20 protein-coding genes are annotated in these 25,334 nt (G+C 63.1%); 10 read left to right on the forward strand and 10 right to left on the reverse strand.

The window, feature by feature from the left end; translation table 11 throughout:
* The first annotated feature begins 6 nt into the window (after positions 1-6).
* The 5 genes from AC1DX6_RS03895 (at position 7) to nhaA (ending at position 7,244) form a co-directional block, all read left to right on the forward strand.
* Positions 7-897, forward strand: coding sequence for a DMT family transporter (locus AC1DX6_RS03895; protein ID WP_477311378.1), 891 nt, complete (start codon positions 7-9; stop codon positions 895-897).
* Positions 898-987: 90 nt separating this feature from the next.
* The gene (gene hrpB, locus AC1DX6_RS03900; protein ID WP_477311380.1) at positions 988-3,450 is read left to right on the forward strand and encodes an ATP-dependent helicase HrpB; all 2,463 of its coding nucleotides are present in this window, start codon (positions 988-990) and stop codon (positions 3,448-3,450) included.
* Between the two features lie 343 nt (positions 3,451-3,793).
* Positions 3,794-5,119, forward strand: a complete 1,326-nt coding sequence (locus AC1DX6_RS03905) for an ActS/PrrB/RegB family redox-sensitive histidine kinase (protein ID WP_477311896.1) — start codon at positions 3,794-3,796, stop codon at positions 5,117-5,119.
* 64 nt (positions 5,120-5,183) lie between these two features.
* Positions 5,184-5,747 (forward strand): ActR/PrrA/RegA family redox response regulator transcription factor, encoded by a 564-nt coding sequence (locus tag AC1DX6_RS03910; protein WP_477311382.1) that lies wholly within the window; start codon positions 5,184-5,186, stop codon positions 5,745-5,747.
* Between the two features lie 309 nt (positions 5,748-6,056).
* On the forward strand, positions 6,057-7,244 hold the full coding sequence (gene nhaA, locus AC1DX6_RS03915; RefSeq protein WP_477311384.1) for a Na+/H+ antiporter NhaA: 1,188 nt from the start codon (positions 6,057-6,059) through the stop codon (positions 7,242-7,244).
* On the opposite strand, the gene AC1DX6_RS03920 is transcribed toward nhaA, so the two are convergent.
* From AC1DX6_RS03920 to AC1DX6_RS03930, 3 genes are all read right to left on the reverse strand, one after another.
* Positions 7,228-8,271, reverse strand: a complete 1,044-nt coding sequence (locus tag AC1DX6_RS03920) for an RNA polymerase subunit sigma-70 (protein WP_477311386.1) — start codon at positions 8,269-8,271, stop codon at positions 7,228-7,230. The two genes, nhaA and AC1DX6_RS03920, sit on opposite strands and share 17 nt — an antisense overlap.
* A 42-nt stretch (positions 8,272-8,313) precedes the next feature.
* Positions 8,314-9,060 carry an SDR family NAD(P)-dependent oxidoreductase gene (locus AC1DX6_RS03925; RefSeq protein ID WP_477311388.1) on the reverse strand — a complete coding sequence of 249 codons (747 nt, stop codon included), beginning with the start codon at positions 9,058-9,060 and terminating at the stop codon, positions 8,314-8,316.
* Positions 9,061-9,244: 184 nt separating this feature from the next.
* Positions 9,245-9,745 (reverse strand): MmcB family DNA repair protein, encoded by a 501-nt coding sequence (locus tag AC1DX6_RS03930; RefSeq protein WP_477311390.1) that lies wholly within the window; start codon positions 9,743-9,745, stop codon positions 9,245-9,247.
* Between the two features lie 1,434 nt (positions 9,746-11,179).
* Between AC1DX6_RS03930 and AC1DX6_RS03935 the strand changes: the two genes are divergently transcribed.
* Complete coding sequence (locus AC1DX6_RS03935) at positions 11,180-11,449, forward strand: hypothetical protein (protein ID WP_477311392.1); 270 nt, start codon at positions 11,180-11,182, stop codon at positions 11,447-11,449.
* Between the two features lie 256 nt (positions 11,450-11,705).
* On the opposite strand, the gene AC1DX6_RS03940 is transcribed toward AC1DX6_RS03935, so the two are convergent.
* Together AC1DX6_RS03940 and cueR are read right to left on the reverse strand one after the other, a co-directional pair.
* Entirely contained in the window at positions 11,706-11,915 is a 210-nt protein-coding gene (locus tag AC1DX6_RS03940) for a hypothetical protein (protein WP_477311394.1), read from the reverse strand.
* 787 nt (positions 11,916-12,702) lie between these two features.
* A complete protein-coding gene (gene cueR, locus AC1DX6_RS03945; RefSeq protein WP_477311396.1) occupies positions 12,703-13,125 on the reverse strand; it encodes a Cu(I)-responsive transcriptional regulator in 423 nt (140 codons plus the stop codon).
* Between the two features lie 225 nt (positions 13,126-13,350).
* Between cueR and AC1DX6_RS03950 the strand changes: the two genes are divergently transcribed.
* The gene (locus AC1DX6_RS03950) at positions 13,351-13,968 is read left to right on the forward strand and encodes a L,D-transpeptidase (protein WP_477275682.1); all 618 of its coding nucleotides are present in this window, start codon (positions 13,351-13,353) and stop codon (positions 13,966-13,968) included.
* Between the two features lie 306 nt (positions 13,969-14,274).
* On the opposite strand, the gene AC1DX6_RS03955 is transcribed toward AC1DX6_RS03950, so the two are convergent.
* The 5 genes from AC1DX6_RS03955 to AC1DX6_RS03975 all read right to left on the reverse strand — a co-directional run bounded on the left by AC1DX6_RS03955 (position 14,275) and on the right by AC1DX6_RS03975 (position 21,368).
* Entirely contained in the window at positions 14,275-14,844 is a 570-nt protein-coding gene (locus AC1DX6_RS03955) for a NifU family protein (RefSeq protein WP_477311398.1), read from the reverse strand.
* A 286-nt stretch (positions 14,845-15,130) separates the two neighbouring features.
* On the reverse strand, positions 15,131-15,622 hold the full coding sequence (locus AC1DX6_RS03960) for a universal stress protein (protein ID WP_477311400.1): 492 nt from the start codon (positions 15,620-15,622) through the stop codon (positions 15,131-15,133).
* Between the two features lie 104 nt (positions 15,623-15,726).
* A complete protein-coding gene (trpS, locus tag AC1DX6_RS03965; RefSeq protein ID WP_477311402.1) occupies positions 15,727-16,794 on the reverse strand; it encodes a tryptophan--tRNA ligase in 1,068 nt (355 codons plus the stop codon).
* A gap of 118 nt (positions 16,795-16,912) precedes the next feature.
* Entirely contained in the window at positions 16,913-18,520 is a 1,608-nt protein-coding gene (gene murJ, locus AC1DX6_RS03970) for a murein biosynthesis integral membrane protein MurJ (protein WP_477311404.1), read from the reverse strand.
* Between the two features lie 46 nt (positions 18,521-18,566).
* Positions 18,567-21,368, reverse strand: a complete 2,802-nt coding sequence (locus AC1DX6_RS03975) for a [protein-PII] uridylyltransferase (protein ID WP_477311406.1) — start codon at positions 21,366-21,368, stop codon at positions 18,567-18,569.
* A gap of 196 nt (positions 21,369-21,564) precedes the next feature.
* Here AC1DX6_RS03975 and AC1DX6_RS03980 point away from each other — a divergent pair, with 196 nt between their 5' ends.
* From AC1DX6_RS03980 to AC1DX6_RS03990, 3 genes are all read left to right on the forward strand, one after another.
* Positions 21,565-23,937, forward strand: coding sequence for a heavy metal translocating P-type ATPase (locus AC1DX6_RS03980; protein WP_477311408.1), 2,373 nt, complete (start codon positions 21,565-21,567; stop codon positions 23,935-23,937).
* Positions 23,938-23,981: 44 nt separating this feature from the next.
* Positions 23,982-24,371: a CopM family metallochaperone gene (gene copM / locus AC1DX6_RS03985; protein ID WP_477311410.1), complete on the forward strand. Its 390-nt coding sequence runs from the start codon at positions 23,982-23,984 to the stop codon at positions 24,369-24,371.
* A 163-nt stretch (positions 24,372-24,534) separates the two neighbouring features.
* Positions 24,535-25,314 (forward strand): hypothetical protein, encoded by a 780-nt coding sequence (locus AC1DX6_RS03990; protein WP_477311412.1) that lies wholly within the window; start codon positions 24,535-24,537, stop codon positions 25,312-25,314.
* The last annotated feature ends 20 nt before the right edge of the window (positions 25,315-25,334 follow it).

Below are 25,334 nucleotides of genomic sequence, written 5' to 3' on the forward strand. Positions count from 1 at the left end.
AAAAACGTGACGAACGGAATCCTGCTCGCCCTCATCGCCTATGCAAGCTATTCGTGCTGCGATGCCGTTGTCAAAAGCCTGGGCGGGCAGCTCACAGTGTTCGAGATCGGGCTCTTCTCGACGCTGTTTGCCGGCTTCTTCCTTCTCTTCACCCGGCCAGACGGCGAACGCTGGCGCGATTTCTGGCGCACCAGGCGGCCCTGGGCGGTGCAGGCTCGTGCCTGGGCGGGCATCGCGTCAGGCGTGCTCAGCGTCTATGCCTTCACCACCATCCCGCTGGCCGAAGTCTATGCGCTGGTCTTTCTGGCGCCGCTGTTCGTCACCATCCTGGCCACGCTGGTTCTCAAGGAGCAGGTTGGCCCGTGGCGATGGTTCGCTGTGTTTGCCGGCTTTGTTGGGGTCATGCTGGTCGTTCGCCCGGGCTTTCGCGAACTGCATCTCGGCCATCTCGCCGCCTTCTGTATCGCCTTCCTCGCCGCAGCCAGCATCATCCTGATGCGTTCGCTGGCCGCCCAGGAAAAGCGCACGACCATGCTCGGCGTGCTGGTCGGCTATGGGCTGTTGTTCAACGGCATTGGTGCTGCGGCGACGTCTTTTTCGCTTCCGGACGCGAGGCAACTGGCCTGGCTGGTGCTTGCCGGCGGCTTTGCCGCCGGTGGTCTGTTGCTGCAATTGCTGGCGGCGAAATACGCGCCCGCCAACCGGATTGCGCCGACGCATTATTCGCAGATCGTCTGGGCGGTGATCCTCGGCGCACTGTTCTTCCAAGAGTATCCCGATGTCCTGTCGCTGGTCGGTCTCGCCATCGTCGGCGGCTCCGGCCTGCTGACCATGGTGCGCGAGGAGGCGAGGCTGGGCACGGTGCGCTGGAACCCGTTTTCGCGGACCCGGCTTTGATCCAGCCAGCTCGATCGGTTGCACGGCAGCCATTGCCGCTGATATGCGGACGCTGCTTATGTGCGATTGGATGAACACGTCCGTGGGACGATGACCAGAAAACCTCTGCCGGAGCTTCCGGTTTCCGCCGTCCTGCCGGCGCTGAGCCATGCGCTCGGTCGTGGCAACAGCGCCGTGCTGGTGGCGCCGCCGGGTGCTGGCAAGACGACGCTGGTGCCGCTGGCGCTGCTTAACGCACCCTGGCTCGGCACCGGAAAAATCATCCTGCTCGAGCCGCGCCGGCTCGCCGCCCGCGCCGCCGCCCGCCGTATGGCCGAATTGCTCGGCGAGGAGCCGGGCGACACGGTCGGTTATGCCATGCGTATGGAAAACCGCACCTCGGCGCGGACGAAAATCCTCGTCGTCACCGAAGGCGTGCTGGCGCGGATGATCCTCGACGATCCCGAACTGCCCGGCGTCTCGGCGGTGTTCTTCGACGAGTTCCACGAGCGCTCGCTCGATGGCGATTTCGGTCTGGCGCTGGCGCTCGACGTGCAAGGCGCGCTGCGACCGGATCTCAGGCTGCTGGTCATGTCGGCGACGCTCGATGGAGCGCGTGTCGCGAAACTGCTTTCCGGCGCACCGGTGATCGAGAGCGAGGGCCGCGCCTTTCCGGTCGACATCCGCTACGACGAACGGCCTGCGGGCATTGCCATCGAAGATGCCATGGCCAAGGCGATCCGTTCGGCGCTGGCTGACGAGAGCGGCAGCGTGCTCGCCTTCCTGCCCGGCCAACGCGAGATCGAGCGCACCGCCGAGCGCTTGCTGGGCCGCATCGGTGCCGATACCGACATCGTGCCGCTCTACGGCATGCTCGATGGCAAGGCGCAGGACGCCGCGATCAAACCGGCGCAAGCGGGCCGCCGCAAGGTGGTGCTGGCGACGTCGATCGCCGAGACCTCGATCACCATCGATGGTGTGCGCGTCGTCATCGATTCCGGCCTGTCGCGGCTGCCGCGCTACGAGCCGGCCAGCGGCCTGACGCGGCTGGAGACGGTGCGTGTCAGCAGAGCTTCCGCCGACCAGCGCGCCGGCCGGGCCGGGCGCACGCAGCCGGGCGTTGCCGTGCGGCTCTGGCGAGCCGAGCAGACGGCGGCACTTCCCGCCTTCACGCCGCCGGAAATCCTCGAGGCCGACCTCTCCGGGCTGGTGCTTGATTGCGCCGCTTTTGGCGTCGCCGATCCGGCCAGCCTGTCCTTCCTCGATCCACCGCCGGTCCCGGCACTCAATGAGGCAGTCGCGCTGCTTCGTGCGCTCGGCGCCGTCGACGGGGCAGGACGCCTGACCGAGCAAGGCGCTGCGATGCGCAGACTGGCGCTGCCGGTGCGGCTGGCGCATATGGTCGCCGAAGCGGCAAAGGCCGGCCATGCCTTCGAGGCGGCCATGCTCGCCATGCTGCTCACCGAGCGCGGACTGGGTGGCGACGGCGCCGACCTCGAACGCCGGCTGATGCGGTTTCGCTCCGACAGATCGCCACGCGCTGCCGCTGCGCGCCAGCTTGCCGAACGGCTGGCCAAACAGGCTGGTGGCGGCAAAGACAATGAGCCGGCGTCCGCCGGCTCCCTCCTGATCCATGCCTGGCCGGATCGCGTCGCCAAGGCGCGCGGCGAGCGCGGCCGTTTCGTGCTGGCCAACGGCTCTGGCGCCATGCTCGACGCCGCCGATCCGCTGGCCGGCGAGACCTGGCTTGTCGTCGCCGACCTGCAGGGCAAGGCGCAGAACGCCCGCATCACCGCCGCGGTGACGGTTGACGAAGCCGACATTCGCGCCGCGCTCGCGGAAAAAATCGAGACCCGCCGCGAAGCGAGTTTCGACCGCGACAGGCGCGCGGTGCGTGTGCGCGAAACCGTTCGTCTCGGCGCCATCACGCTGTCCGAACGCATGCTGCCGGCGCCTAACGGCGCCGATGCCGATCGCGCCATCCTCGACGCCTTGCGCCAACATGGGCTGTCGCTGCTGGAGTGGGGCAAGGACGCCGAGACGCTGCGCCAGCGGCTCGGCTGGCTGCATCGCGGCCTCGGCGCGCCCTGGCCCGATGTTTCAGATGCTGCACTTCTCGAACGTCTCGACGACTGGCTGCTGCCGTTTCTCTCGGGCGCGGCGTCGTTCTCGGCGATCAATTCGGGTGCGCTTTCGTCGGGCCTCATGGCCCTGGTGCCGCACGACTTGCAGCGCAAGATCGAGGTACTGGCGCCGACCCATTTCGATGCCCCGTCGGGCAGCCATGTGCCGATCCGCTATGACGGTGAATGGCCGGTACTGGCGGTCCGCGTCCAGGAGCTGTTCGGCCTCGACCGGCATCCCGCGATCGCCAACGGCACCGTGCCGATGACACTCGAACTGCTGTCGCCGGCGCACCGGCCGATCCAGACCACGCGCGACCTGCCCGGCTTCTGGCGCGGCTCCTGGGTCGATGTGCGAGCCGACATGCGCGGCCGCTACCCCAGGCATGTCTGGCCGGAAAATCCGCTGCTTGCCGCGGCGACTGCAAGAGCGAAGCCAAGAGGCACCTAATTTCTGCTTGTTTATGGAGCGGACGGTACACATGGTGATTGGCGTAATACACCCGTCACTTCGTCATCCACGGGCGGAGCAAGGAGCGTAGCGACGCAGCGCAGACCCGAGGATCCATGCCGCGACCTTCGCCGTAAGGTGCAGCGGAGCAGAATTCTGCACAGCTGCAACGCTCCAACCTCACGGCATGGATCCTATGGTCTGCGCTGCGTCGCTGCGCTCCTTGCTTCGCCATAGGATGACGAAATCGCGAGACTTAGGCCAATCCCATCAACGGTCCCAACCATAATTCCCCGGCACAGCGCTACTAGCGCTTGCCATCCAGCGGCTATAATCCTTGGCTATGATCAAGATCCTGCGCACACCCGACTTCCAGCAAAGCCAGCGGCTGCGCCTCAACACGCTGATCCGGCTGCGCTGGCTGGCCATCGTCGGTCAGAGCCTGGCGGTGCTTGTGGTCGCCTACGGCTTGAAATTCCCGCTGCCGGTCAGCATCTGCTTTGCGCTGATTGCTTGTTCGGCCTGGATGAACTTGTTGCTCACCTTCCGCTACCCGGCGGCGCATCGGCTGACCCCGCTCTCGGCGTTCGGCATCTTGACCTTCGACAGCCTGCAGCTTGCCGGCCTGCTCTACATGACCGGCGGTCTCACCAATCCGTTTTCTGTGCTGCTGACCGTGCCTGTCGTCATCTCGGCGGCATCGCTGCCGCTGCGTCTTACCGCTGTCCTCGGCGCGCTGGTGATCGCGGCGGCGAGCCTGCTGGTTTTCTTCCATTCGCCGCTGCCCTGGCACGAGGACACGCCGCTGGCGATGCCGTTCGTCTATGTCGCCGGCATCTGGATGGCGGTGTTCTCCTCGATCGCCTTCACTGCGATCTACGCCTTCCGCGTCGCCGAGGAAGCACGCTTGCTGGCCAACGCGCTCGCTGCCACCGAGCTGGTATTGCAGCGCGAGCAGCATCTGTCGGCGCTGGACGGTCTGGCCGCCGCCGCCGCGCACGAGCTGGGCACGCCGCTCGCCACCATCACGCTGGTCGCCAAGGAGATGGAAAAGGCGCTTGGCAATGACCCGAAATACCGCGAGGACGTGACGCTGCTGCGCTCGCAGAGCGAGCGCTGCCGCGAAATCCTCAAGCGCCTGACCAGCCTGTCATCCGAGGGCGAGGCGCATCTCTCCCGTCTGCCGCTGACCTCGCTGGTTGAGGAGGTGACCGCCCCGCACCGCGATTTCGGCATCTCGATCAAACTGCGGCCGGGCGAGCGCACCGGCCCAGAACCGGTCGGGCGGCGCAATCCCGGCGTCATCTACGGCCTCGGCAATCTGGTCGAGAACGCTGTCGATTTCGCCCGCAAGACCGTCACCGTGCGCTGGGATTGGGACGAGGCTGCCGTTACCTTCTCTATCATCGACGACGGGCCGGGTTTTCCGCCCGAAATCATCGACCGCATCGGCGAGCCCTATATGTCGACCCGCCACGGCACCGAGGCCGGCGGCGGCCTCGGCCTCGGGCTTTTCATCGCCAAGACCTTGCTCGAACGCTCGGGCGCGACGCTCGATTTTCGCAATTCGAGCGGGCTGGGCGAGGGCGCCGTCGTGCATATAGCGTGGCCGCGCAGCGTCTTCCTCAATCCTGAATCGGCCTCGGCCAGCATGTTTGACACTGCATAAATTGGACAATGGCGCTCCGGAACGATATCTGCGTAAAATTAAGGCAGCAGGATTTTCAAAGACGATGACAGGCGACGAGATAATTGGTGCAATGGTCGAGGGCGAGGACACCTCGCTGCTGATCGTCGACGACGACAAGCCATTCCTCACGCGCCTTGCCCGCGCCATGGAAACCAGGGGTTTCGTGGTCGAGACCGCCGAGAGCGTCGAGGAGGCGGTGGCCAAGGCGCGCGCCAATCCGCCGGCCTATGCGGTGGTCGACATGCGGCTCGGCGACGGCAACGGCCTCGATGTCGTCGCCGCCATTCGCGAGAAGCGCGACGACGCCCGTGCCATCATCCTCACCGGCTATGGCAACATCGCCACCGCGGTAACGGCGGTGAAGCTTGGCGCCATCGACTATCTGTCGAAGCCGGCCGATGCCGACGACATTTTTGCAGCGCTGACCCGCACCGCCGGCGAACGCGCCGCACCGCCCGAAAATCCGATGTCGGCCGACCGCGTGCGCTGGGAACACATCCAGCGCGTCTACGAAATGTGCGACCGCAACGTCTCGGAGACAGCGCGCAGGCTCAACATGCATCGCCGCACGCTGCAGCGCATACTGGCCAAGCGCGCACCGCGTTAGGTTCACCGACAGCGGCGCCGACCAATCGCCGAACGTCAGCGCCGCCCCTCATTGCCCTGCCGGGCATTTCTCCCCGTATAGTGACGGGGAGAAAGGGCTGGCCGCGGCGTTCGCGCTTTTCTTGCAACCTTAGTGATTGGCGAAATCATAGATGACAGCGCCCCTCTCCCCGTCACTATACGGGGAGAGGATGCCGGCAGGCAGGTGAGGGGCAGCGCCAACGCTTGGAGAGAGTGACGCTTGCCCAGCCGCCGAGCTTTGCGCATCATCGCCAACAATGCTGGCCGAGAATCTGGCAACGGAGAACACATGCGGGACGAGCGGCCAAAATCCATCCTTCGCGAATTCCTCGATAGCGAGGCGGCGGGCGGCATCATCCTGATGGTGGCGGCGGCGCTGGCCCTGATCGTCGCCAACTCGCCGCTGTCCCAAACCTATTTCGCTGCCCTCCACGCCTATCTCGGCCCGCTCAGCGTCTCGCACTGGATCAATGACGGCCTGATGGCGGTGTTCTTCCTGCTGGTCGGCCTCGAGATCAAACGCGAGATGCTCGACGGCCAGCTCTCGACCTGGCCGCGCCGCGCGCTGCCCGGCATTGCCGCGGCCGGCGGCATGCTGGTGCCGGCGCTGGTCTATGTGGCCATCAATCGAAACAATACGGCAGCACTCTCCGGCTGGGCGATCCCGACCGCCACCGACATCGCCTTTGCGCTCGGCGTGCTGTCGCTGCTCGGCAGTCGCGTACCGGCATCGCTGAAAATCTTTCTCACCGCGCTCGCCATCATCGACGATCTCGGCGCCGTCATCATCATCGCCATCTTCTACACCAACGGCCTGTCGCTCGCCTATCTCGGCGCTGCCTTCGCGGTGATCGCCGTGCTCGTCGTGCTCAACCGCATGCGTGTGCTCACCCTGATGCCCTATATCGTTCTTGGCATCATCCTGTGGGTGTTGGTGCTGAAATCGGGGGTGCACGCCACACTCGCCGGCGTGGCGCTGGCGCTGACCATCCCGCTAAAAGTCTCCCCCGGCAGCGGCCATGATCTCGACCATTCGCCGCTGCATCGGCTCGAACATGGTCTGCACAGACTGGTGCCCTTCTTCGTCATCCCGATCTTCGGCTTTGCCAATGCCGGTGTTTCGCTCGCGGGCTTAAGCGCTGCCGCCCTGGTCGAGCCGCTGACGCTGGGCGTCGCCGCCGGCCTCGTCGCCGGCAAGCTGGTCGGCGTCTTCGGCTCCTCGGCACTTGCCATCCGGCTTGGCTTTGCCGACCTGCCGGTCAATGCCGGCTGGCTGCACATGATTGGCATTTCGCTGCTCTGCGGCATCGGCTTCACCATGAGCCTGTTCATCGGCCTGCTCGCCTTCGCCAATGACGTGGCGCTGCAGGATGCGGTCAAGGTCGGCATCCTCGCCGGTTCCTTCATCGCCGCGCTGCTTGGCGCCGCCGTGCTGCTGATGGCGCCGGCCGCAAGCGAGGCTACTGACGAGGATTAGGCCAGACAAGCGGGAGGCCGAAGGCCGTAAACAAGTCCTGGCCGAGCGGACCGACATAGACCGTCAGCAAGGCGATCCTGTCATCGGCAGGCTCGATGACATGCAGGGACTGGGCTCGCCACACGTGATCCTGGTGGCGGCGCGCGTAGACCGCAAATGCGGGCTGGCCATTGGCGCCGGTGGCGACCGCATGATAGCCGGCGAAATTGCCCCAGACGGTCGCGAAGAAACCACGGATCGCCTCGCGTCCCTGGTACCAGTCCCGCCAAGGCGGCATGTGATAGGTGGCATCCTCGCGCAGCAGTTCGACCAAGCCGTCGAGACTGGCGTCCTGCCAGGCCCGCATGTAGCGTTCGAGCAGTTGGCTCTCTTGTGCGTTAGGCGGCGATTTTTCCATGGGACGTCCACTCGGATATTGCGCCGCCAGCGTTGCGCGGGCTCGCTGCAAGGCGCTGTTGATCGAGGCGGTCGAGCCGCCCAGCAATTGCGCCGTCTCGAGCGCCGACCATCCCAGCACGTCGCACAGCAAAAGGGCGGCCCGCTGCCTTGGCGGCAGAAGCTGGATCGCGGCGACGAAGGCCAGTCGCACGGCCTCGCGCGTTTCATAGCGCGCGTCCGGACCGGGCTCGCCGTCAGCGACGTCTGGGAACTCGGCGTCCGGGTAGGGCTCCAGCCAGGTGAGTTCGGCTGCCTGCCCGCCGGTGGCGCGTCCATCGGAGGGCGGCCGTTCGGGCTGCTGGAGAAGGCGATGCGCCGTCGACCTCGCCTTGAGCGCGTTGAGGCAGCTGTTGGTGGCGATCGTGTAGAGCCAGCCGCGCAGCGAGCCGCGCGCGTCGAATTGCGACCGCCCGCGCCAGGCCCGCAGAAACGTATCCTGGACAAGGTCGTCCGCCTCGTGCAGCGAGCCCATCATCCGGTAGCAATGCAGCTTGAGTTCACGGCGGTGGGCAGCCGTGAGACGCTCGAAGGCCGGCCGATCGAGGATCGGCCGGCCCAGTGGCTCAACAGGGCCAGGAGCATCTGTCATAGGCAGCCTTCGGTGCTGAAATCGCCTCGCATCCTGAGCGCCTCAGGCCGCCGCCGCAAGTCCGCTGCCGCTGACCGTGAAGGAGCTGCCTTCCGGTTTCCCGGTGGCGAGCGCGACCACCGCACGGCCCACATCGGCTGGCGTCTGCAGGTCAGTCATGCTCGCGAGGATTTCCGCAGGCTGGATGCCCAGATAGGCCGCAAAGCCATCGAGCCCGGCATCGCCTACGCCGGTCCCTGGCATGATGCGAGCCGGTGCGAGCGCCATGAAGCGCAGGCCTAGGCCAAGCCGATCCGATTCCTTTTGGCAGTGACCGGCCAGGAACATCTGCATGCGTTTTGCACCGGCATAGCCGCCGGCGAATGGTGGTCCGCCGCTCAAGGCCGCGCCACTGGAGATCAGCACTACCCGGGTCCCCGGCTTGAGCGGATCTTTCAGCGCGGCTTTGCAAAACAGGAACGCTGCCTTGACGTCCGTTTCCCAGTTTGCGGAGAAGACCTCCCAGCTTTGTTCCGGCAAAGGCGCGGAAGGGGCAAGGGCGCCTGCGCAGATCACCAGCACGTCCGGCGCAAGCGCCTCGAAAACCGCTTCGGGTGCGGTCTCCACCGTCGCGTCGACCGCTAGAGTCTTCACGCCGGGTCTTTCCCAGGAGAGTTCTTTCAGGGCCGCTGCGCCACGGGCAACGGCAAGAACTGTCGCACCCTCGCCGAGTGCTGCCTCCACGATTGAGCGGCCGACACCCCGGCTGCCTCCGACGACAACGACATTTTGACCTTGTAACGATCGCATGGATCACCTCGCTTTCCGGTCACTGGACCATCCAGCGCCTATTGATCAGGACAGCGCAGGCGACCGGAAATCATCGGTACGGGATAAAAAATCTTCGCAATTATCGGCATCGCCAGCGCAAAACCGCGATCGGGCGAGATCGACGGGCGGCGCGCATCGGCGCGACGCACATTTGCGGCGGACCCTATTCGCTCTCACCCTCCAGCGCCGGCACCGAGACGCCGGCGAGCTCTGCCGCCAGCAGCCGCGAGGCGCCAGCGCGCGCGATCCGCAGCATCAGTGCCTTGCGCGTTGCCGCCGCCATGCGGTGCTCCGGCGCATCGCGCATGATCTCGGCGCCGTAGCCGTCGGAGAGGACAAACCCGCATTCCTCGGGAAAAATCTCCGCGGGCACGCCTGGATGGGTGGCGAAGAAGAAGCGGTCGGAGTGCTGCCGGTAATCTGGCCATTTGCGATCAACCCTGAAATCCTCGATCGAGGATTTGATCTCGATGATCCAGATGTCGCCCTGCCGGGTCAACGCCACGAGGTCGGCGCGGCGGCCGGTGGCCAGCGACAGTTCCGGCAGCACATGCATGCCCATTTGCATCAGCAGCCGCTGCACGCCGCGCCGCACCAGCATGGCGCGTTCCGATTGGCGGCCGTCGATCAGAGGGTTGAGCGGAATCGGGGAAATGATCGGCATGGCCGGCACCATGACAGAGTTTGTTCACGGTTTGAACCCCTTCTGTAGGGGCGATTGTATCTTTGACAAACCCAACGAATAAATTCATTCCTGCCTGTGACAGGCCGGCACCTTTTCGATCAGGGCTTTCGCTATTGGTTAGCGAGGACTAATATGCAGACTTCTTCGCGGTCGAGAGGGGTCGCGTGCATGTCGGGCCGAGCTGCTTTAGCGCCTGATACAATCGTGCCAGCCACGATGCCGATCCCCATTTGCCTTAGCGTCGCCCCTGACGGGCACTGGATAGAAGCATTCCAAACCGATCGGGATATCCGCCAGTATTGGCGAGGCTATGCCCTTGGGGGCGCGGTGTGCGCCGTTTTGCTGATCATCGAACTTCTGGCAATTCACCTACTACTGCTCTGAGCTAGTAGCCGCCGCTTTGGGCGCTACCCAGCCGTAGGGAAATGGCGGGCGGCATCTCTTTGGGTTGCCGCCCGTTGTCGCCACCAGAAAGTGCTCGATTTCAGTCTGTGAAAGCTGTTTGGAAAGTTTGGTCCTAGCCATAGCGATCTCCTGTGGCGCGCCCGATCCCGACAAATACGATTGCCGCGTTACCCCTGAGATGATGGAGGCCGTGGAAAATATTCTCGCCAGTGCAGGGCAGGTTTCGATAACCTACTTGGCGCAGGCGGTGTGTGAGGAAGTGGTGGCACGTATGTGTATTCTCGACTGCCGCGCAAATACTCAAGGCGGAACGTCAAATCACGGAAGAACTGCTTAGCTACGGTGCAGTGGTGCGCAGTTCGGTAAATATCGTCCTTGGTTATCGAAGTCCTATGTTCGCGAATAGATCCCTTTGCAGAGAGGCCATACAGCTGTCCGAATGTGCCTGTGTCGGAAAAGGTCAACACCTGTGTAATGGCGTGTACGTAGAAGTTTCTATATTCTCGGATCGTATCTAGATACGTTGCGGCATCTTTGAGGGGCTGCTCCATTTCCTGTGGTCCAACATCGGTCGCATAAGATCGCAAAGCCTGCGTAAGCGCCATGTTCCCTAGTTCGGCGGTCAATATGTGGGATAGCGCGATTTCTTCAACGTCAGCCGGCTTGGCGGTGACGGTTGATGCGAGTAGGTTTCGGAGCGCGTTTTCGGCTCCGTTGTACTCGACAACAAGGCGGCCGAGAGAAGCGAAAAAGTCACGTTCTTGGGATTCGGTGCTATTGTCCGACATGGTTAAAACCAAAAACGGCGACCTGGATCAGGATCGCTACGGCGACAACGAAGCAGAAGACCGCTTTCGGCGACCGCTTAAGTCAGCCGTGAATACGCCCCCCGCTCCGTTGAAGAGCATGGCACCTATAGGCGTGCCGGCGCAACAGAAGCGCGGCAGGAAATCTAAGGGGGCCGCACCGAAGGCGCCTGATGCGGTAGCCAAGTGGCGGACATGAGAAATGTGGGGTCTGCTCTGGGAGTTCTATGCGACGCCCGAATGCTTTGAGATTCGACTCTTTCGGTTTCTGCCAATCTATCGGCTAAAAGCGACGAACATCGTCGCCGCTCACGTCATTGAAGGTCGTTTCAATTTCGCCGCTATCTTGAATCTAGGCTCGCATCCTTGGAATACCCATCAGCATCATCAATCGTTGGCCTCGGAAGGTGGTCTTAGTCGAAAAGCGGTGGTGGCCCAGGTTCCTAGCGATCACGCCGAGAAACCCGGATGAGTTCGCAGCAATGCTAACCCACAAGGTCTAGCGCTGGGACGCTCTATGGCTTGTGTTCGCGAAGTACATAATCGCCTCTATAGGGGCGATTGTATATTTGACAGACCCCAGACCCTGCATCCGGGGTTTCATCCAGTCGTCATGAGAATGAGCGAAGCTAGTCTAACGCCGAACGATGGGATTCGGCGTGGTTCCCAAGACCTCCGTATTCGCCCGGCGCTTGACCGGGCTTCTTTTTAGGCGCTCGCAGCCGCAGTTAGATTCCGCCGCCTTCCGAATCCAGCCTTGACCGTATTGTGTTGATGGCGTCCACGATGGCATCGGCGGATTGAAGGTCCAGCGCGATGTCGACAAGACCCTCAGTTGTGTAAATTGAGAGAACGCCAATCACACCCATCTCGTCCGTTACCGTGCCGACATGGATTTCAGTAGGCACGAAAGGCCGCGCCTTGTTCCTACGCTTCATCGGATACTCACATCATGAGCGTCCGACCATCGCGCAGCACGATGGCACATTCAAGCCAGGCTGGCGGCCTTTCGTTCGTGAAACGTCCATCAACCGTTCGTACCTATATTAGCTATCGCTGGGTCGCTGTACCGGCCCTGTACCATTCCACCGAATGAACGGCGCATCCTTGCCTGTGATATCCCGAACCGCCTTCAGCATGGCCTCATGAGCCGCCTGAAGCGCTCGGAAGTGATCGCAACTTGGTGATAGCGGCGGCCCCACAATGCTCTTGTGCAGCCGTTCCGCGTCCTCTGTAGGGGCGATCATATGTTTGACAGACCGGTTCGACCTTCCGTGATCGCACCTTATTCGGCTGGGTTCAGTCTGGTATTGATCCGGGAGCGGCCCCATGTCGTGCCGATCAACTTCCGTTTTCACCAGAAGACGGCAGGGGACTAAAGTCTTGCGCTCTAACCGCAAAGGTCTGACGTTACCGCTTTGGTTCCGCGAATGTCCATTGGACGTTCCGCATTTTAGTCAATTATCATATATGGTTAGCGCGCGCTAAAAGGCTTCATGCGGCGGTTCGCCCACGACTCTGCTCTGGCGAAGGCGTTGGGTTTGCCAGCCTACTCCACCTGCCCGCCTTAGGGTAATGGCCGGTGCGGGTACCTCGGGGGTGCGGAGGCCGCACCGGCCACCGCGGGTTGGGGTTGGGCCACCCCCCGCATTGATTAAACTATAGGCATATTAGCAATTACGCAATTAAGCCAATCGGCGGTGCCAAGCCGCGTCGAGGCGGTCCTTATGCCGACGCCGATGCGCCTTTATCGTTGAGCAACACCGCCCCCGCCATATCATCCAAGATCGGACAGTCCGGCCTGTCGTCGCCGTGGCAGGCGTGGATCAGCGTTTGCAAAGTCGAGCGCATCGACTGCAGCTCGCGCACCTTCTCTTCGATGGCGCTGACATGGGCGGCGGCGATTTCGCGCACGTCGTGGCTGGCGCGGCTGCGATCCTGGTACAGCGCCATCAGCTGGCGGCAATCATCGATTGAAAAGCCGAGATTGCGGGCACGGCGCAAAAAGGCCAGTCGGTGGATGTCGTCGCCTGAATACTCGCGGTAGCCATTGCCGGCACGCGCCGGCGCGATCAGGCCGATTTCCTCATAGTAGCGGATGGTCTTGGCCGGCAGGCCGGAACGCTGGGCGGCATCACCGACATTCATAGTGGTTCCTCGATTCTCAGGTGTCTGGCGGGACCACCCATTGAATTTCCTTCACAATCCTGTGAGGCCTGTTGCCAAAATGCCATAGTTGTGAGCTTACCGGCGCGTAAGCTCTCGCATATAGGCATCGCGCGCTTGGCAAGCAAAGCAAATGCCAGCATGAATGCTCCTGACAAAAGCGGCCGACTCGTGCCGCTACATCAGGGTCGGGCATCGGACATTTTCATGCGCATGAAGTCACTTGCAATCGTTGCCGCTCTTGCGTTGTCGACCGCGATCTCGGGTTGCAGCACCATCGGTGCGCAACTGTTCACCAACAACTACGGCGCGGTCACCGATGCCGGCTATCAATTGCCGCGCATTCCGATCGAAAAGGTGCCGCTGAAGTATCACCGGCAGGAGGTCAACTACGACACCTCGGAAAAGCCGGGCACCATCATCGTCGATACGCAGAACAAGTTCCTGTACTTCGTCGAGGGCGACGGCCGGGCGATACGCTATGGCATCGGCGTCGGCCGCGAAGGCTTTGAGTGGCACGGCACCGCCCATATCGCACTGAAGCGCGAATGGCCGACCTGGACGCCGCCCAAGCAGATGATCCAGCGCCAGCCGGAACTGGCCAAGTTTGCCGACGGCATGGAGCCCGGCCTGAAGAACCCGCTCGGCGCCCGCGCCATGTACCTGTTCAACAAGGGCGGCGACATGGGCTACCGCCTGCATGGCAGCCCGGAGTGGAACTCGATCGGCAAGGCAATGTCGTCAGGCTGCATCCGGCTGATGAACCAGGACATTATCGACCTCTATGACCGCGCCTCGGTCGGCGCCAAGGTCATAGTGATGTAGGACCATGATCCCGAACCGGAGGACCGCGTCAGCGAAAAGTGGAAACCGGTTTTCGGGAAAGATCATGGTCAAAGTAGAAGATTACCTTCGTACGCGGACCGTCTAGGCAACAACGGACGTCCCAAACAGAAAACCGGGCAATTCGGCCCGGTTTTTTGTTGTTGTCGTTTGGATAGGTTGTGGCGCCGAGAATTCGCTGCGCCGAGTCGGATGGCGTGGTTTTCGAGAACCGGAGCGGAGCGTACTAAAGTACGTGAGCACCGGAAGCGCAGAAAACCGCGTCAGGCGACCGGCGGAGCAGAATTATCAGGAGACCTGCTCGACGGCCTGCACTTCCGGGACAAAATGCCGGAGCAGGTTTTGGATGCCGTGCTTCAGTGTCGCCGTCGAAGACGGGCAACCGGCGCAGGCGCCCTTCATATGCAGGAACACGGTGCCGTTCTCGAAGCCGCGGAAGGTGATGTCGCCACCATCCTGGGCGACCGCCGGGCGCACCCTGGTGTCGAGCAGTTCCTTGATGGTGATGACCAGTTCCTCGTCGGCCTTGTCGTAGAACTCGCCGGTCTGGCTGGTTTCGGCGGCGGGGCCGGCCTTGGCCATGACGGGCGCGCCCGACATGAAATGCTCCATGATGGCTCCGAGGATCGCCGGCTTCAGATGCTGCCAGTCGGGACCGTCCTTGGTGACGGTGATGAAATCATAGCCGAAGAAGACGCCGGTGACGCCGGGGATCTCGAACAGCCGGCCGGCCAGCGGCGAAGCGACTGCGGCACTGTCGGCATCGCGAAAATCGGCGGTGCCTTCGAGAAGCACTTCCTTGCCGGGCAGGAACTTCAGGGTTGCCGGGTTTGGCGTCGATTCGGTCTGGATGAACATGGCCGTCTCCGTGCCCATGCCGGGCAGATAGTTTGGAATAGTTCTAAATAGGCTCTATTGGCTGGACATTCAAGCGAAACGCGTCGCCCAAATGGCTGGCTGGCGGAATGTTTTTGCAGGCCTGCACCCCACGTTGAGGTGTGTTGAGATTCAGATCAGGCTGAGTCGAGAATGGTGGTTTCCGAGAACCGGAGCGGAGCATACTTGAAGTACGTGAGCACCGGAAGCGCAGGAAGCGCAGGAAGCCGCCATTCGCAGGCCGGCCTCACCTGAATACCAATACATCTCAGGCGAGGCTGTCGATCTCCTCGTCGGATAGATTCTGCGGCACCACCGTCACCGGGATCGGGAAAGCGGCACCTTTGCCGGCGACAGCGCCGACCAGCGGCCCCGGACCTTCCTTGCCGGCGCCGGCCGCCAGCACCAGGATGGCGATGTCCTGGTCGTCCTCGATCAATTTGTGGATTTCTTCGGTCGGCTTGCCCTCGCGCACCACCAGTTCCGGCTCCATGCCGAGCTTCTGGCGTACCTTGTTGGCGTAGCTGTCGAGCGCGGTACGTGCCGTGGCGTTGGCCTCCTCGCGCATGATCTTTTCGACGCCCAGCCAGTGCTGGAAGTCGTCCGGCTCGATCACATAGAGCAGCACCAGCACGCCGCTGGTGCTCTGCGCTCGCTTCGAGGCGTAGGCGACGGCGCGCTCGCATTCCGGCGTGTCGTCGATGATCGCCAGGAACTTGCGGCGATGGCCGGCTTCGCGACTAAGGCGTTTGGAGACCATGTCCTACCTGTTCGATGGTTTCGGTCCGCAATCTGCCATCCGCACCGGCTGGCCGCAAGCGGCCGGCCGAAGTCGGGTGTTGGTGCAGATCAAGTCGATGCAGATCAGCCCTGCAGCAGGCCGATAATGTCGCGCACCGTCTTCATCGTCGCCTCGGCCAGCACGCCGGCGCGTTCGCCGCCGTCCTTGAGCACCGCGTCGACATAGGCACGGTCGTCGGAAATGCGGCGCATCTCGCCGGCGATCGGCGCCAGCTTCTCCACCGCAAGGTCGGCCAGCGCCGGCTTGAACACCGAAAACTGCTGGCCGCCGAACGCCTTCAGCACGTCCGCCTTCGACATCTCTGCGAGACCGGCATAGATGCCGACCAGGTTTTCCGCCTCGGGCCGGCTTTCCAATCCGTCGAGCTCGCTCGGCAAGGCTTCCGGGTCGGTCTTGGCCTTGCGGATTTTCTTCGAGATGGTGTCGGCATCGTCGGTCAGATTGATGCGCGACAGGTCCGACGGATCCGACTTCGACATCTTCTTCGAGCCGTCGCGCAGGCTCATAATGCGCGCCGCTGGGCCACCGATCACCGGTTCGGTGATCGGGAAGAAGCCGTTCACCGTCTCTTCGCGAACCTGCATCTCGACGCCGACGCCAAGGCTGGCGATGCGGCTCGAAAAGTCGTTGTTGAACTTCTGCGCGATGTCGCGGGTCAGCTCCAGATGCTGCTTCTGGTCTTCGCCCACCGGCACATGGGTGGCGCGGTAGAGCAGGATATCGGCCGCCATCAGCGAGGGATAGGCAAGCAGGCCCAGCGAGGCATTCTCGCGGTCCTTGCCGGCCTTGTCCTTGAACTGCGTCATCTTGTTCATCCAGCCGATGCGCGCCACGCAGTTGAAGATCCAGGCAAGTTCGGCGTGCTGCATCACCCGCGACTGGTTGAAGACGATGTGCTTCTTCGCGTCGATGCCGGAGGCGAGGAAGGCAGCGGTGATCGACCGCGTCTGGTCGGCGAGGTCTTCATGGACGAGTTGGGCGGTCAGCGAATGCAGGTCGACGACGCAATAGATGCAGTCGGAGGTGTCCTGTAGGGCGACGAATTTCTTGATGGCGCCGAGATAGTTGCCCAGATGCAGATTGCCGGTCGGCTGGACGCCTGAGAAGACGAGTGGCTTGAAGGCGGTCATTGTTGTTCCCTTGGCTTGTGGAGGGCCGTTTCGCGCGCGGCGAAAGTCTTTCGACGGCGCGCTTATGGACGAGAGCGGCGATCTGATCAAGACCGCCGTCGCCGTGAGCCTGCGGGAACTATTCGTCCGGATCGGATTTTGCAGCGGAGGGCGGTGCCTTCGCAGATACTCGCGTCGCATTGCGCCGGATCATGCCGAAATCGGCGCCGCCGGTGGCGAAGGTGGTGAGGAAATAGAGCGCCGCCCCGCCTGCGACCAGCGACAGCAGCGTCACCGCCTTGATCACCAGCGGCGAGCCTGGGCCGAGCCTGACGGCGAACCAGTGCTCGGCAATGTAGAGCGCCGCCCCCATCACCACCGCCGACAGCACCAGCCGCGGAATGCGTTTCAGCAGCGGCACGTCGCGGCCCCAATGGCCGCGCCGGATCAGCACGGCCAGCAGCATCATCGCATTGACCCAGCCGGCGACGGCCGAAGCCACCGCAATGCCGGGCGCGCCCATCGACGGAAACAGCGTCAGTGCCGTGGTGACGTTCACCGCCACCGAGATGGCGGCGAAGATCATCGGCGTGCGCGTGTCCTCGCGGGCGAAATAGCCGGGGGTGAACGCCTTGATCAGCACGAAGGCCGGCAGGCCGAGGCCAAAGATCGCCAGGATTGCCGCGACCGTAGGCGTCGAGTGGTTGGCGGCAAACGCGCCGCGCTCATAGACCAGCCGCACGATCGGCTCGGACATGACCCAGAGTGCCGCTGCCGCCGGCAAGGTCAGGAACAGCGTGAACTCGACCGAGCGGTTCTGCAGATTGGCCGCCTCGATCAGATTGCCTGACTTCAGCGCCCGCGACAGTTCCGGCAACAGCACGATGGCGACGGCAACGCCGACGACGCCGAGCGGCAATTGGTAGACGCGGTCCGCATAGGCAAGCGAGGAGACCGCGCTGTCCTGCGCCGAGGCGATCGCCGTGCCGATCAGCTGGTTGATCTGGGTGATGCCGCCGGTGATCGCCGCCGGCAGCGCCAGGATCAGCAGCCGCTTGACATTGGGCGTCAGCTTCGGCCGGCGAAAGCCGAGCACGATGCCGGCATTGCGCACCGCCGCCCAAACGATGGCGAGTTGCACGATGCCCGCCGCCAGCACGCCCCAGGACAGGCTGAAACCGACGTCATGCGCATCCATGCCGTGGTACCACGCATAGCCGAGCACGCTGATCAGGATGATGTTGAGGAAAGCGGGCGCGACGGCAGCCGCGAAATAGCGGCGTAGCGAATTCAGCATGCCGGCCATCATGGCCGCGAGCGACATGCAGATCAGGTAGGGAAACATGATCGTCGCCAGCAGGACGGTCGTCTCGAATTTTCCCGGTGTGTCGGCAAAGCCGGGCGCCACCAGATAGCGCACGATCAGCGGCATCGCCAGTTCCATGGCGATGGTCAGCGCCAAAAGCGCGGTAAACAGCACGCCGAACACTTCTTCCGAAAAGCGCTTGGCGCCCTCGGTGCCGTGGGTTTCGATCTCCTTGGCAAACAGCGGCACGAAGGCGGCGTTGAAGGCGCCTTCGGCAAACAGCCGGCGAAAGGTGTTGGGAAACTGGAAGGCGGCGTTGAAGGCGTCGGCGATCGGCCCGGTGCCGAGTGCGGCGGCCATCAGCATCTCGCGGCCAAAACCGAGCGCACGGCTCATCAGCGTGCCGGAAGCGACCGTCGCGAATTTTCTGACAAGGCTCATGCGTGTGAAGACTGCCTGTGGGATTGGGACAAAGTGATGGTGACGATCACTCGGCGGCCGCCTTGGCCTTGCCGCCGCGCTCGGGCGCGATGCCTTCAAGTGCCGCGATCAGCCGGTTGTGGATGGCCGTAATGCGCGCCGGGCTGTCGATCTTCTGGCCGGTCAGGTCGGTGACATAGAAGGTGTCGATGACCTTTTCGCCAAAAGTGGTGATGTGGGCCGAGGCGATGTCGAGCGACAGGTCGGACAGCGCACCGGTGATCTCGGAGAGCAGGCCCGGCCGATCCAGCCCCTCGACCTCGATCACCGAGAACCGGTTCGACAGCGCGTTACGGATTTCGGCGCGCGGCGGGATTTTGAAGACCTTGGCGCCGCGCCGCGGCTTGGTGCGCTTCTCGATCATTTCCGGCAGCCAGCTCTTGCCCGACAGCACATCCTCGATCAGCTTGCCGACGCGCTCGGCGCGGCGGCGCTCATCCTCGTCGCGGTCGAATTCCCTCGAGATCAGGATGGTGTCCAGCGCCCGGCCGTCGGAGGTCGTGAAGATCTGCGCGTCGACGATGTTGCCGCCGGCTCCCGCACAGGCGCCGGCGATCACCGAGAGCAGACGCGGGTGATCCTGCGCCAGCACGGTGATCTCGGTCACCCCTTCGAACTGGTGGGTCTTGACCATGGTGGCGAGCTTCTTGCCGGCTTGATCCGCCTCGCGGATGAATTCGGCATGGCGTAGCTGGTCGGGGAGATCGACCGTCAGCAGGTAATTCTCGTAGTGCTGGCCGACATAACGCTTGCGAGCCTTTTCCGGCCAATCGGCCAGCGCCTGGGCCAGCCGCTCGCGGGCAGCGGCGGTGCGCGTCGCGCGCGACACTTCCGAAAAGCCGCCGGTCAGAAGCAGTTCGGTTTCGTAGTAGAGTGTGCGCAGCAGCTGGCCCTTCCAGCCGTTCCAGACGCCCGGCCCGACGCCTCTGATGTCGCAGACGGTGAGGATGAGCAGCAGCTTCAGCCGTTCGACCGACTGCACGATCGCGGCAAAATCCTCGATCGTCTTGCGGTCGTTGAGATCGCGGGTCTGCGCCGTCATCGACATCACGAGGTGGTTCTCGACCAGCCAGGCGACAGTTTCGGTGTCGGCCGGCGACAGCCCCATATGCGGGCAGATGCGCCGCGCGATCCGGGCGCCGGCTTCGGAGTGGTCCTCCAGCCGGCCCTTGGCGATGTCGTGCAGCAGCACAGCGACATAGAGCGCCTCGCGGCTCTTCTTCAGCCCCGGCATCAGCGTGTGCGAAAGCGGATGGACTTTTTCGCCGTCGCCGCGCTCGATCTCGGCCAGCACGCCGATGCAGCGGATCAGGTGCTCGTCCACCGTATAGTGGTGGTACATCGAGAACTGCATCATGGCGACGATCTTGCCGAAATCCGGGATCAGCCTGCCCAGCAATCCGGCCTCGTTCATGCGCCGCAGGTTAAGTTCGGCGTTGCGGTCCGAGGTCAAGATGTCGAGGAACAGCCGGTTGGCTTCCTCGTCGCGCCGCAGCGACTTGTTGACCAGGCCGAGCGAACGGGTCAGCAGCTTCAGCGCGTCGGGATGGAATTCCAGCCCGTGCTTGTCGGCAAACCAGAACAGCCTGAGCAGATTGACCGGGTCGCGCTCGAACACCGTGTCGTCGGCAATGTTGATGCGGTGGTTGTCGACAATGAAATCGGAGGTGCCGGCCAGCTTGCGCTTGCGCCTGGAGAAAGTCAGGAAGATGCGGTTGAAGCCCGGCACATGCTTGGCCTGCTCCTCCTCGAGCGCGGCGCAGAAGATGCGGGTCAGGTCGCCGACATCCTTGGCGACGAGGAAGTAGTGCTTCATGAAGCGCTCGACCGCCGAAAGACCCGGATGGGTGGTGTAGCCCAGCCGTTCGGCGATTTCGCGCTGGATGTCGAAATGCAGCCTCTCCTCGGCCTTGCCGGTGAGGAAATGCATGTGGCAGCGCACCGCCCACAGGAAATCCTCGGCCTTCTGGAACTCGCGGTATTCACCCTCGGTGAAGACGCCCTTTTCGACCAGCTCCTCGCCGGTGCGCACCCGGTAGAAATATTTGCCGATCCAGAACAGCGTCTGCAGGTCGCGCAGGCCGCCCTTGCCATCCTTGACGTTGGGTTCGACGAGATAGCGGCTTTCGCCGGCCTTGGCGTGGCGCTCGTCGCGTTCGGCAAGCTTGGCCTGGACATATTCGGGTCCAGTGGTGCGCACCACCTCGTGGTCGAAGCGCAGCAGAAGCTCGTCATAGAGCTTTTGCTCGCCCCACAGGAAGCGCGCTTCCAGGATCGAGGTGCGAATGGTGATGTCGGTGCGCGACAGCCTGACGCATTCGTCGATGTTGCGGGTGGCGTGGCCGACTTTCAGGCCGAGGTCCCACAGCATATAGAGCATATATTCGACGGTCTGCTCGCCCCACGGCGTCTGCTTGTAGGGCAGCATGAACAACAGGTCGATGTCGGACCCCGGCGCCAGCGTCCCGCGGCCATAACCACCGACGGCGACGACGGCCATGCGTTCGGCCGTCGAGGGGTTCTTCACCCGATAGACATGGGTCGCGGCGAAATCGTAGAGCGCGCGGATGATCTCGTCCATGACATGCGACAGCCGGGCGGCGCAGGCATTGCCGCTACCGTCATCCCGCAGCATCGCCTCGGCAGTTCTGCGGCCCTCGGCGAGCCGGCCCTTGAGAAGCTGGAGCACGCCGCTGCGCACCACCTGCCCGGAGCCGTCGCCTGCGCTAGCCACGGTCAGCGCGGTCATCTCGCGGCGCAAGGCTTCGCCGTCGATCAGTTCATCGAGCTTCAGAGAGATTTTTGCCATATGCGCGGGTCGGCCTTGCCTTTTCGGCGGCGTCTATAGCGCGTTTTCGCGGTGGTGGGTATGGGGCGGACGGACGCGAGCAGACAACCGTCCGACAAGCGCCGCACAGCGAGAAAAGCCGAATTAGGCTCTTGACCTTCCAGTTACTGGAAGCACTACCTCTCAAACAGCATCGAGACACAAAGGCATTTTTTCAATGGCGCATTCCGACCATGATCATCACGCGCACGCCGCCGCCGGCTGCTGCTCGGCCAAGCAGGCTGCGCCTGTCGCGGACACTGTGGCTCGCGATCCGGTCTGCGGCATGAGCGTCGACCCTGCCACGGCAAAGCATTCTTTGCGGCACGAGGGCCAGGATTTCTATTTCTGCTCGGCCGGCTGCAAGGCGAAGTTCGAGGCGGAGCCGGCAAAATATCTTGGCGACCGGCCGCAGCCGAAGGCGATGCCGAAAGGCACGCAATACACCTGCCCGATGCATCCCGAAATCATCCGCGACAAGCCCGGATCCTGCCCGATCTGCGGCATGGCGCTGGAGCCGATGGGGGTGCCGACCGGCGACGAGGGTCCGAATCCGGAACTTGTCGACTTCACGCGACGTCTCTGGGTCAGCGCCATCCTGTCGGTGCCTTTGCTGATCGTCGCCATGGCGCCGATGCTCGGCCTGAGCTTCGCAAGCCTTATCGATGAGCGGACGCTGGTCTGGCTGGAACTGGCGCTGGCGAGCCCGGTGGTGCTGTGGGCAGCACTTCCCTTCTTCCATCGCGGCTGGGACTCGCTCGTCAACCGCAGCCCCAACATGTGGACGCTGATTTCGCTCGGCGTCGGCGCTGCCTATCTCTACAGCGTCGTCGCCACGCTGTTTCCGGATATTTTTCCGCACCAGTTCCGCGGTCATGACGGCACTGTCCCGGTCTATTTCGAGGCGGCCGCCGTCATCGTGGCGCTGGTGTTCCTCGGCCAGGTGCTGGAACTGCGGGCCCGCGAGCAAACCGGCTCTGCGATCCGCGCCCTGCTCGATCTGGCGCCGAAGACGGCGCGGCTGATTGGCGCGGACGGCGCCGAAAATGACGTGCCGCTCGACGCGGTCAAGGCGGGTGACCGGCTGCGCATCCGACCCGGCGACGCCGTTCCGGTCGACGGCATTGTGCTGGAGGGCCGCTCTGCCATCGACGAATCGATGATCACAGGCGAGCCGCTGCCAGTCGAAAAGACGCAAGGCGACGCGCTGACCGGTGGCACGCTCAACAAACACGGTTCGCTGATCATGCGCGCCGAAAAGGTTGGCGCCGAGACGACGCTTTCGCGCATTGTCGAACTGGTCGCCAAGGCGCAGCGTTCACGCGCGCCGATCCAGGGGTTGGCCGATCGCGTCTCCTTCTATTTCGTCCCGGCCGTGGTGCTGGTCGCGATATCAGCTTTCACGGCCTGGGCGTTTCTTGGCCCCGAGCCCAGCCTGATCTTCGCCATCGTCTCGGCGGTGTCGGTGCTGATCATCGCCTGTCCGTGCGCGCTGGGTCTGGCGACGCCGATGTCGATCATGACCGCCACCGGGCGCGGGGCGCATGCCGGCGTGCTGATCAAGGAAGCCGCCGCGCTCGAACGGTTTGCTTCCGTCGACACGTTGATTGTCGACAAGACCGGCACCTTGACCGAAGGCCGGCCGAAATTGACCGACGTCGTCGCTGTCGAAGGCATGGTGGAAGATGAATTGCTGGCACTCGCCGCAGCACTGGAAAAAGGCTCCGAGCATCCGCTGGCCGAGGCGATCGTCGAGGGCGCCGGCGAACGCGGCTTGAAGATAGCCGACGCCGGCGCTTTCGCGGCGGTCACTGGCAAGGGTGTCACCGGCATGGTGTCGGGCAAGCAGGTGGCGCTTGGCAACGCGGCGATGATGGCCGATCTCGGCATCGATATCGTATCCGTCACTGCCAAGGCCGAGGCGCTGCAGGCCGAAGGCAAGACGGCGATGTTCGTTGCCGTGGAGCAAAAGCTGGCCGGCATCGTTGCCGTCGCCGACCCGGTCAAGGCAACGACGGTCGAGGCGATCAAGGCACTGCATGACAGTGGCTTGAGGATCATCATGGCGACCGGCGACAATGAGCGCACGGCGACGGCGATTGCCAGCAAGCTCGGCATCGACGAGGTGCGCGCCGGCCTGCTGCCGGAACAGAAAGCAGCCCTCGTCGAGGAACTGCGTGCCAAAGGCGCCGGCGTTGCCATGGCCGGCGACGGTGTCAACGATGCGCCGGCCTTGGCCAGCGCCGATGTCGGCATCGCCATGGGAACCGGGGCCGATGTCGCGGTCGAAAGCGCCGGGATCACGCTGGTCAAGGGCGACCTCAACGGCATCGTGCGGGCCCGCCGGCTTGCCCAGGCGACGATCCGCAACATCCGCCAGAACCTGTTTTTCGCCTTCCTCTACAATGTGCTTGGCGTGCCGGTTGCCGCCGGCGTGCTCTATCCGCTGACCGGCACACTGTTGTCGCCGATGCTGGCGGCGGCGGCGATGAGCCTGTCCTCGGTCTCGGTCATCGCCAACGCATTGCGGCTCAGGACGTTGAAACTCTGAGCAAAGCCCCCAAATACGAAATCCCAATCAACAGGAGACCATGAATGACCTTGGCTAAAAAGATCGTGCTTTTGCTGATGGCGGCAGGAATGCTGCTGACCGTTTTCCTCGAAAGCGTTCCCGCGCAGAGCGAGGAGATAAAACATGACATGGCCGGTATGGCGATGGGCGCGCAAGGTCCTTCCACCGATGGCTACAAGGCGGCGATGGACAAGATGCACACCGACATGATGATCGAACATTCCGGCAATGCCGATGTCGATTTCGTCCGTGGCATGATCCCGCATCATCAGGGAGCGATCGACATGGCCAAGGTCGAGCTTGCCAACGGCAAGGATCCGGAAATCCGCAAGCTGGCCGAAGGCGTCATCGCCGCGCAGGAAGCCGAGATCAAGCAGATGCAAGGCTGGCTCGCCGCTCACCCGGTGAAGTAGGGTACCGGCGGCCGCGGCGGAATATCCTTTCCGGATGTCTCCCACCCGCTATAGTGCCGGCGGCCACGACTCCGGCATGTCGTCAAGACGGCCGAAGCGTTCGAGGCGGTGAAGAAATGCGGCAAGGGGCCTGAATGATGGATAGTGCCAGGCAGTCTCCATCTTGCCCCTGATCCTGGCCTTTAAACTTGCCACCGCGCCGGTTCTTATCCTTTGCCTTACACTGCTGAGCCGTAAATACGGCCCCGCTATAGGCGGAATGCTTATGGGCGTTCCGCTGATAACCGGACCGATCTCGGTCTTCACGGCCCTGGAGCATGGCGCTTCCTTTGCACAGCATGCAGCGGTGGCAAACTTCGTCGGCCAGGTTTCGACCTGCATCTTCTGTTTTACCTATGCGCTGCTGGCAAAGCGGCTCAATGTGGCCATGACCGTCCTGTGCAGCGTAGGCGCTTTTTTTGCAGCGACATTGATCTGGAATGAATTCGAATGGACTGTCGCATCCGGATTGGGGCTGGTGCTGGCAACAATCCTGCTTTTTATGACCCTGTTGAAGCCTGTAAACATTGATGCCGCTGCAAAGGTTACAATCCGTTTTGATCTCACTCTGCGGATGTTGGTATCAGCTGCCTTCGTGCTTCTGATCACTTTCTTGACAGGACATGTCGGTGCAAAGCTAAGCGGCCTGCTTGCGCCATTTCCGGTTTTCGTTCTGATCCTGAGCGTTTTTACGCACCATCAGATGGGACGGGGTGCCGCATCGAATCTTGTTAGAGGCGTGATCATTGGCTCGTTTTCGTTTGCCGCGTTCTTCGCCGTGGTGGCAGTCTGGCTGACTGATCTTGGCATTGCTACCACCTACGCAGCCGCGGCTCTCGCGAGTGCAACGGTAAGTGGAATGGTCTATCTGATCCTCCACCGTTCTACCGAATCTGCTGCATAGCGGGTTTTGTCGGACAATCG

Source organism: Mesorhizobium sp. P2_C4 (assembly GCF_056404575.1).

Excerpts from the sequence above, each read along its gene's own strand:
- hrpB (WP_477311380.1), top strand. The coding sequence starts at position 988 with ATGACCAGAAAACCTCTGCCGGAGCTTCCGGTTTCCGCCGTCCTGCCG.
- AC1DX6_RS03905 (WP_477311896.1), top strand. The coding sequence starts at position 3,794 with ATGATCAAGATCCTGCGCACACCCGACTTCCAGCAAAGCCAGCGGCTG.
- AC1DX6_RS03910 (WP_477311382.1), top strand. The coding sequence starts at position 5,184 with ATGACAGGCGACGAGATAATTGGTGCAATGGTCGAGGGCGAGGACACC.
- nhaA (WP_477311384.1), top strand. The coding sequence starts at position 6,057 with ATGCGGGACGAGCGGCCAAAATCCATCCTTCGCGAATTCCTCGATAGC.
- AC1DX6_RS03920 (WP_477311386.1), bottom strand. The coding sequence starts at position 8,271 with ATGACAGATGCTCCTGGCCCTGTTGAGCCACTGGGCCGGCCGATCCTC.
- AC1DX6_RS03925 (WP_477311388.1), bottom strand. The coding sequence starts at position 9,060 with ATGCGATCGTTACAAGGTCAAAATGTCGTTGTCGTCGGAGGCAGCCGG.
- AC1DX6_RS03930 (WP_477311390.1), bottom strand. The coding sequence starts at position 9,745 with ATGCCGATCATTTCCCCGATTCCGCTCAACCCTCTGATCGACGGCCGC.
- AC1DX6_RS03935 (WP_477311392.1), top strand. The coding sequence starts at position 11,180 with ATGTGGGGTCTGCTCTGGGAGTTCTATGCGACGCCCGAATGCTTTGAG.
- AC1DX6_RS03940 (WP_477311394.1), bottom strand. The coding sequence starts at position 11,915 with ATGAAGCGTAGGAACAAGGCGCGGCCTTTCGTGCCTACTGAAATCCAT.
- cueR (WP_477311396.1), bottom strand. The coding sequence starts at position 13,125 with ATGAATGTCGGTGATGCCGCCCAGCGTTCCGGCCTGCCGGCCAAGACC.
- AC1DX6_RS03950 (WP_477275682.1), top strand. The coding sequence starts at position 13,351 with ATGCGCATGAAGTCACTTGCAATCGTTGCCGCTCTTGCGTTGTCGACC.
- AC1DX6_RS03955 (WP_477311398.1), bottom strand. The coding sequence starts at position 14,844 with ATGTTCATCCAGACCGAATCGACGCCAAACCCGGCAACCCTGAAGTTC.
- AC1DX6_RS03960 (WP_477311400.1), bottom strand. The coding sequence starts at position 15,622 with ATGGTCTCCAAACGCCTTAGTCGCGAAGCCGGCCATCGCCGCAAGTTC.
- trpS (WP_477311402.1), bottom strand. The coding sequence starts at position 16,794 with ATGACCGCCTTCAAGCCACTCGTCTTCTCAGGCGTCCAGCCGACCGGC.
- murJ (WP_477311404.1), bottom strand. The coding sequence starts at position 18,520 with ATGAGCCTTGTCAGAAAATTCGCGACGGTCGCTTCCGGCACGCTGATG.
- AC1DX6_RS03975 (WP_477311406.1), bottom strand. The coding sequence starts at position 21,368 with ATGGCAAAAATCTCTCTGAAGCTCGATGAACTGATCGACGGCGAAGCC.
- AC1DX6_RS03980 (WP_477311408.1), top strand. The coding sequence starts at position 21,565 with ATGGCGCATTCCGACCATGATCATCACGCGCACGCCGCCGCCGGCTGC.
- copM (WP_477311410.1), top strand. The coding sequence starts at position 23,982 with ATGACCTTGGCTAAAAAGATCGTGCTTTTGCTGATGGCGGCAGGAATG.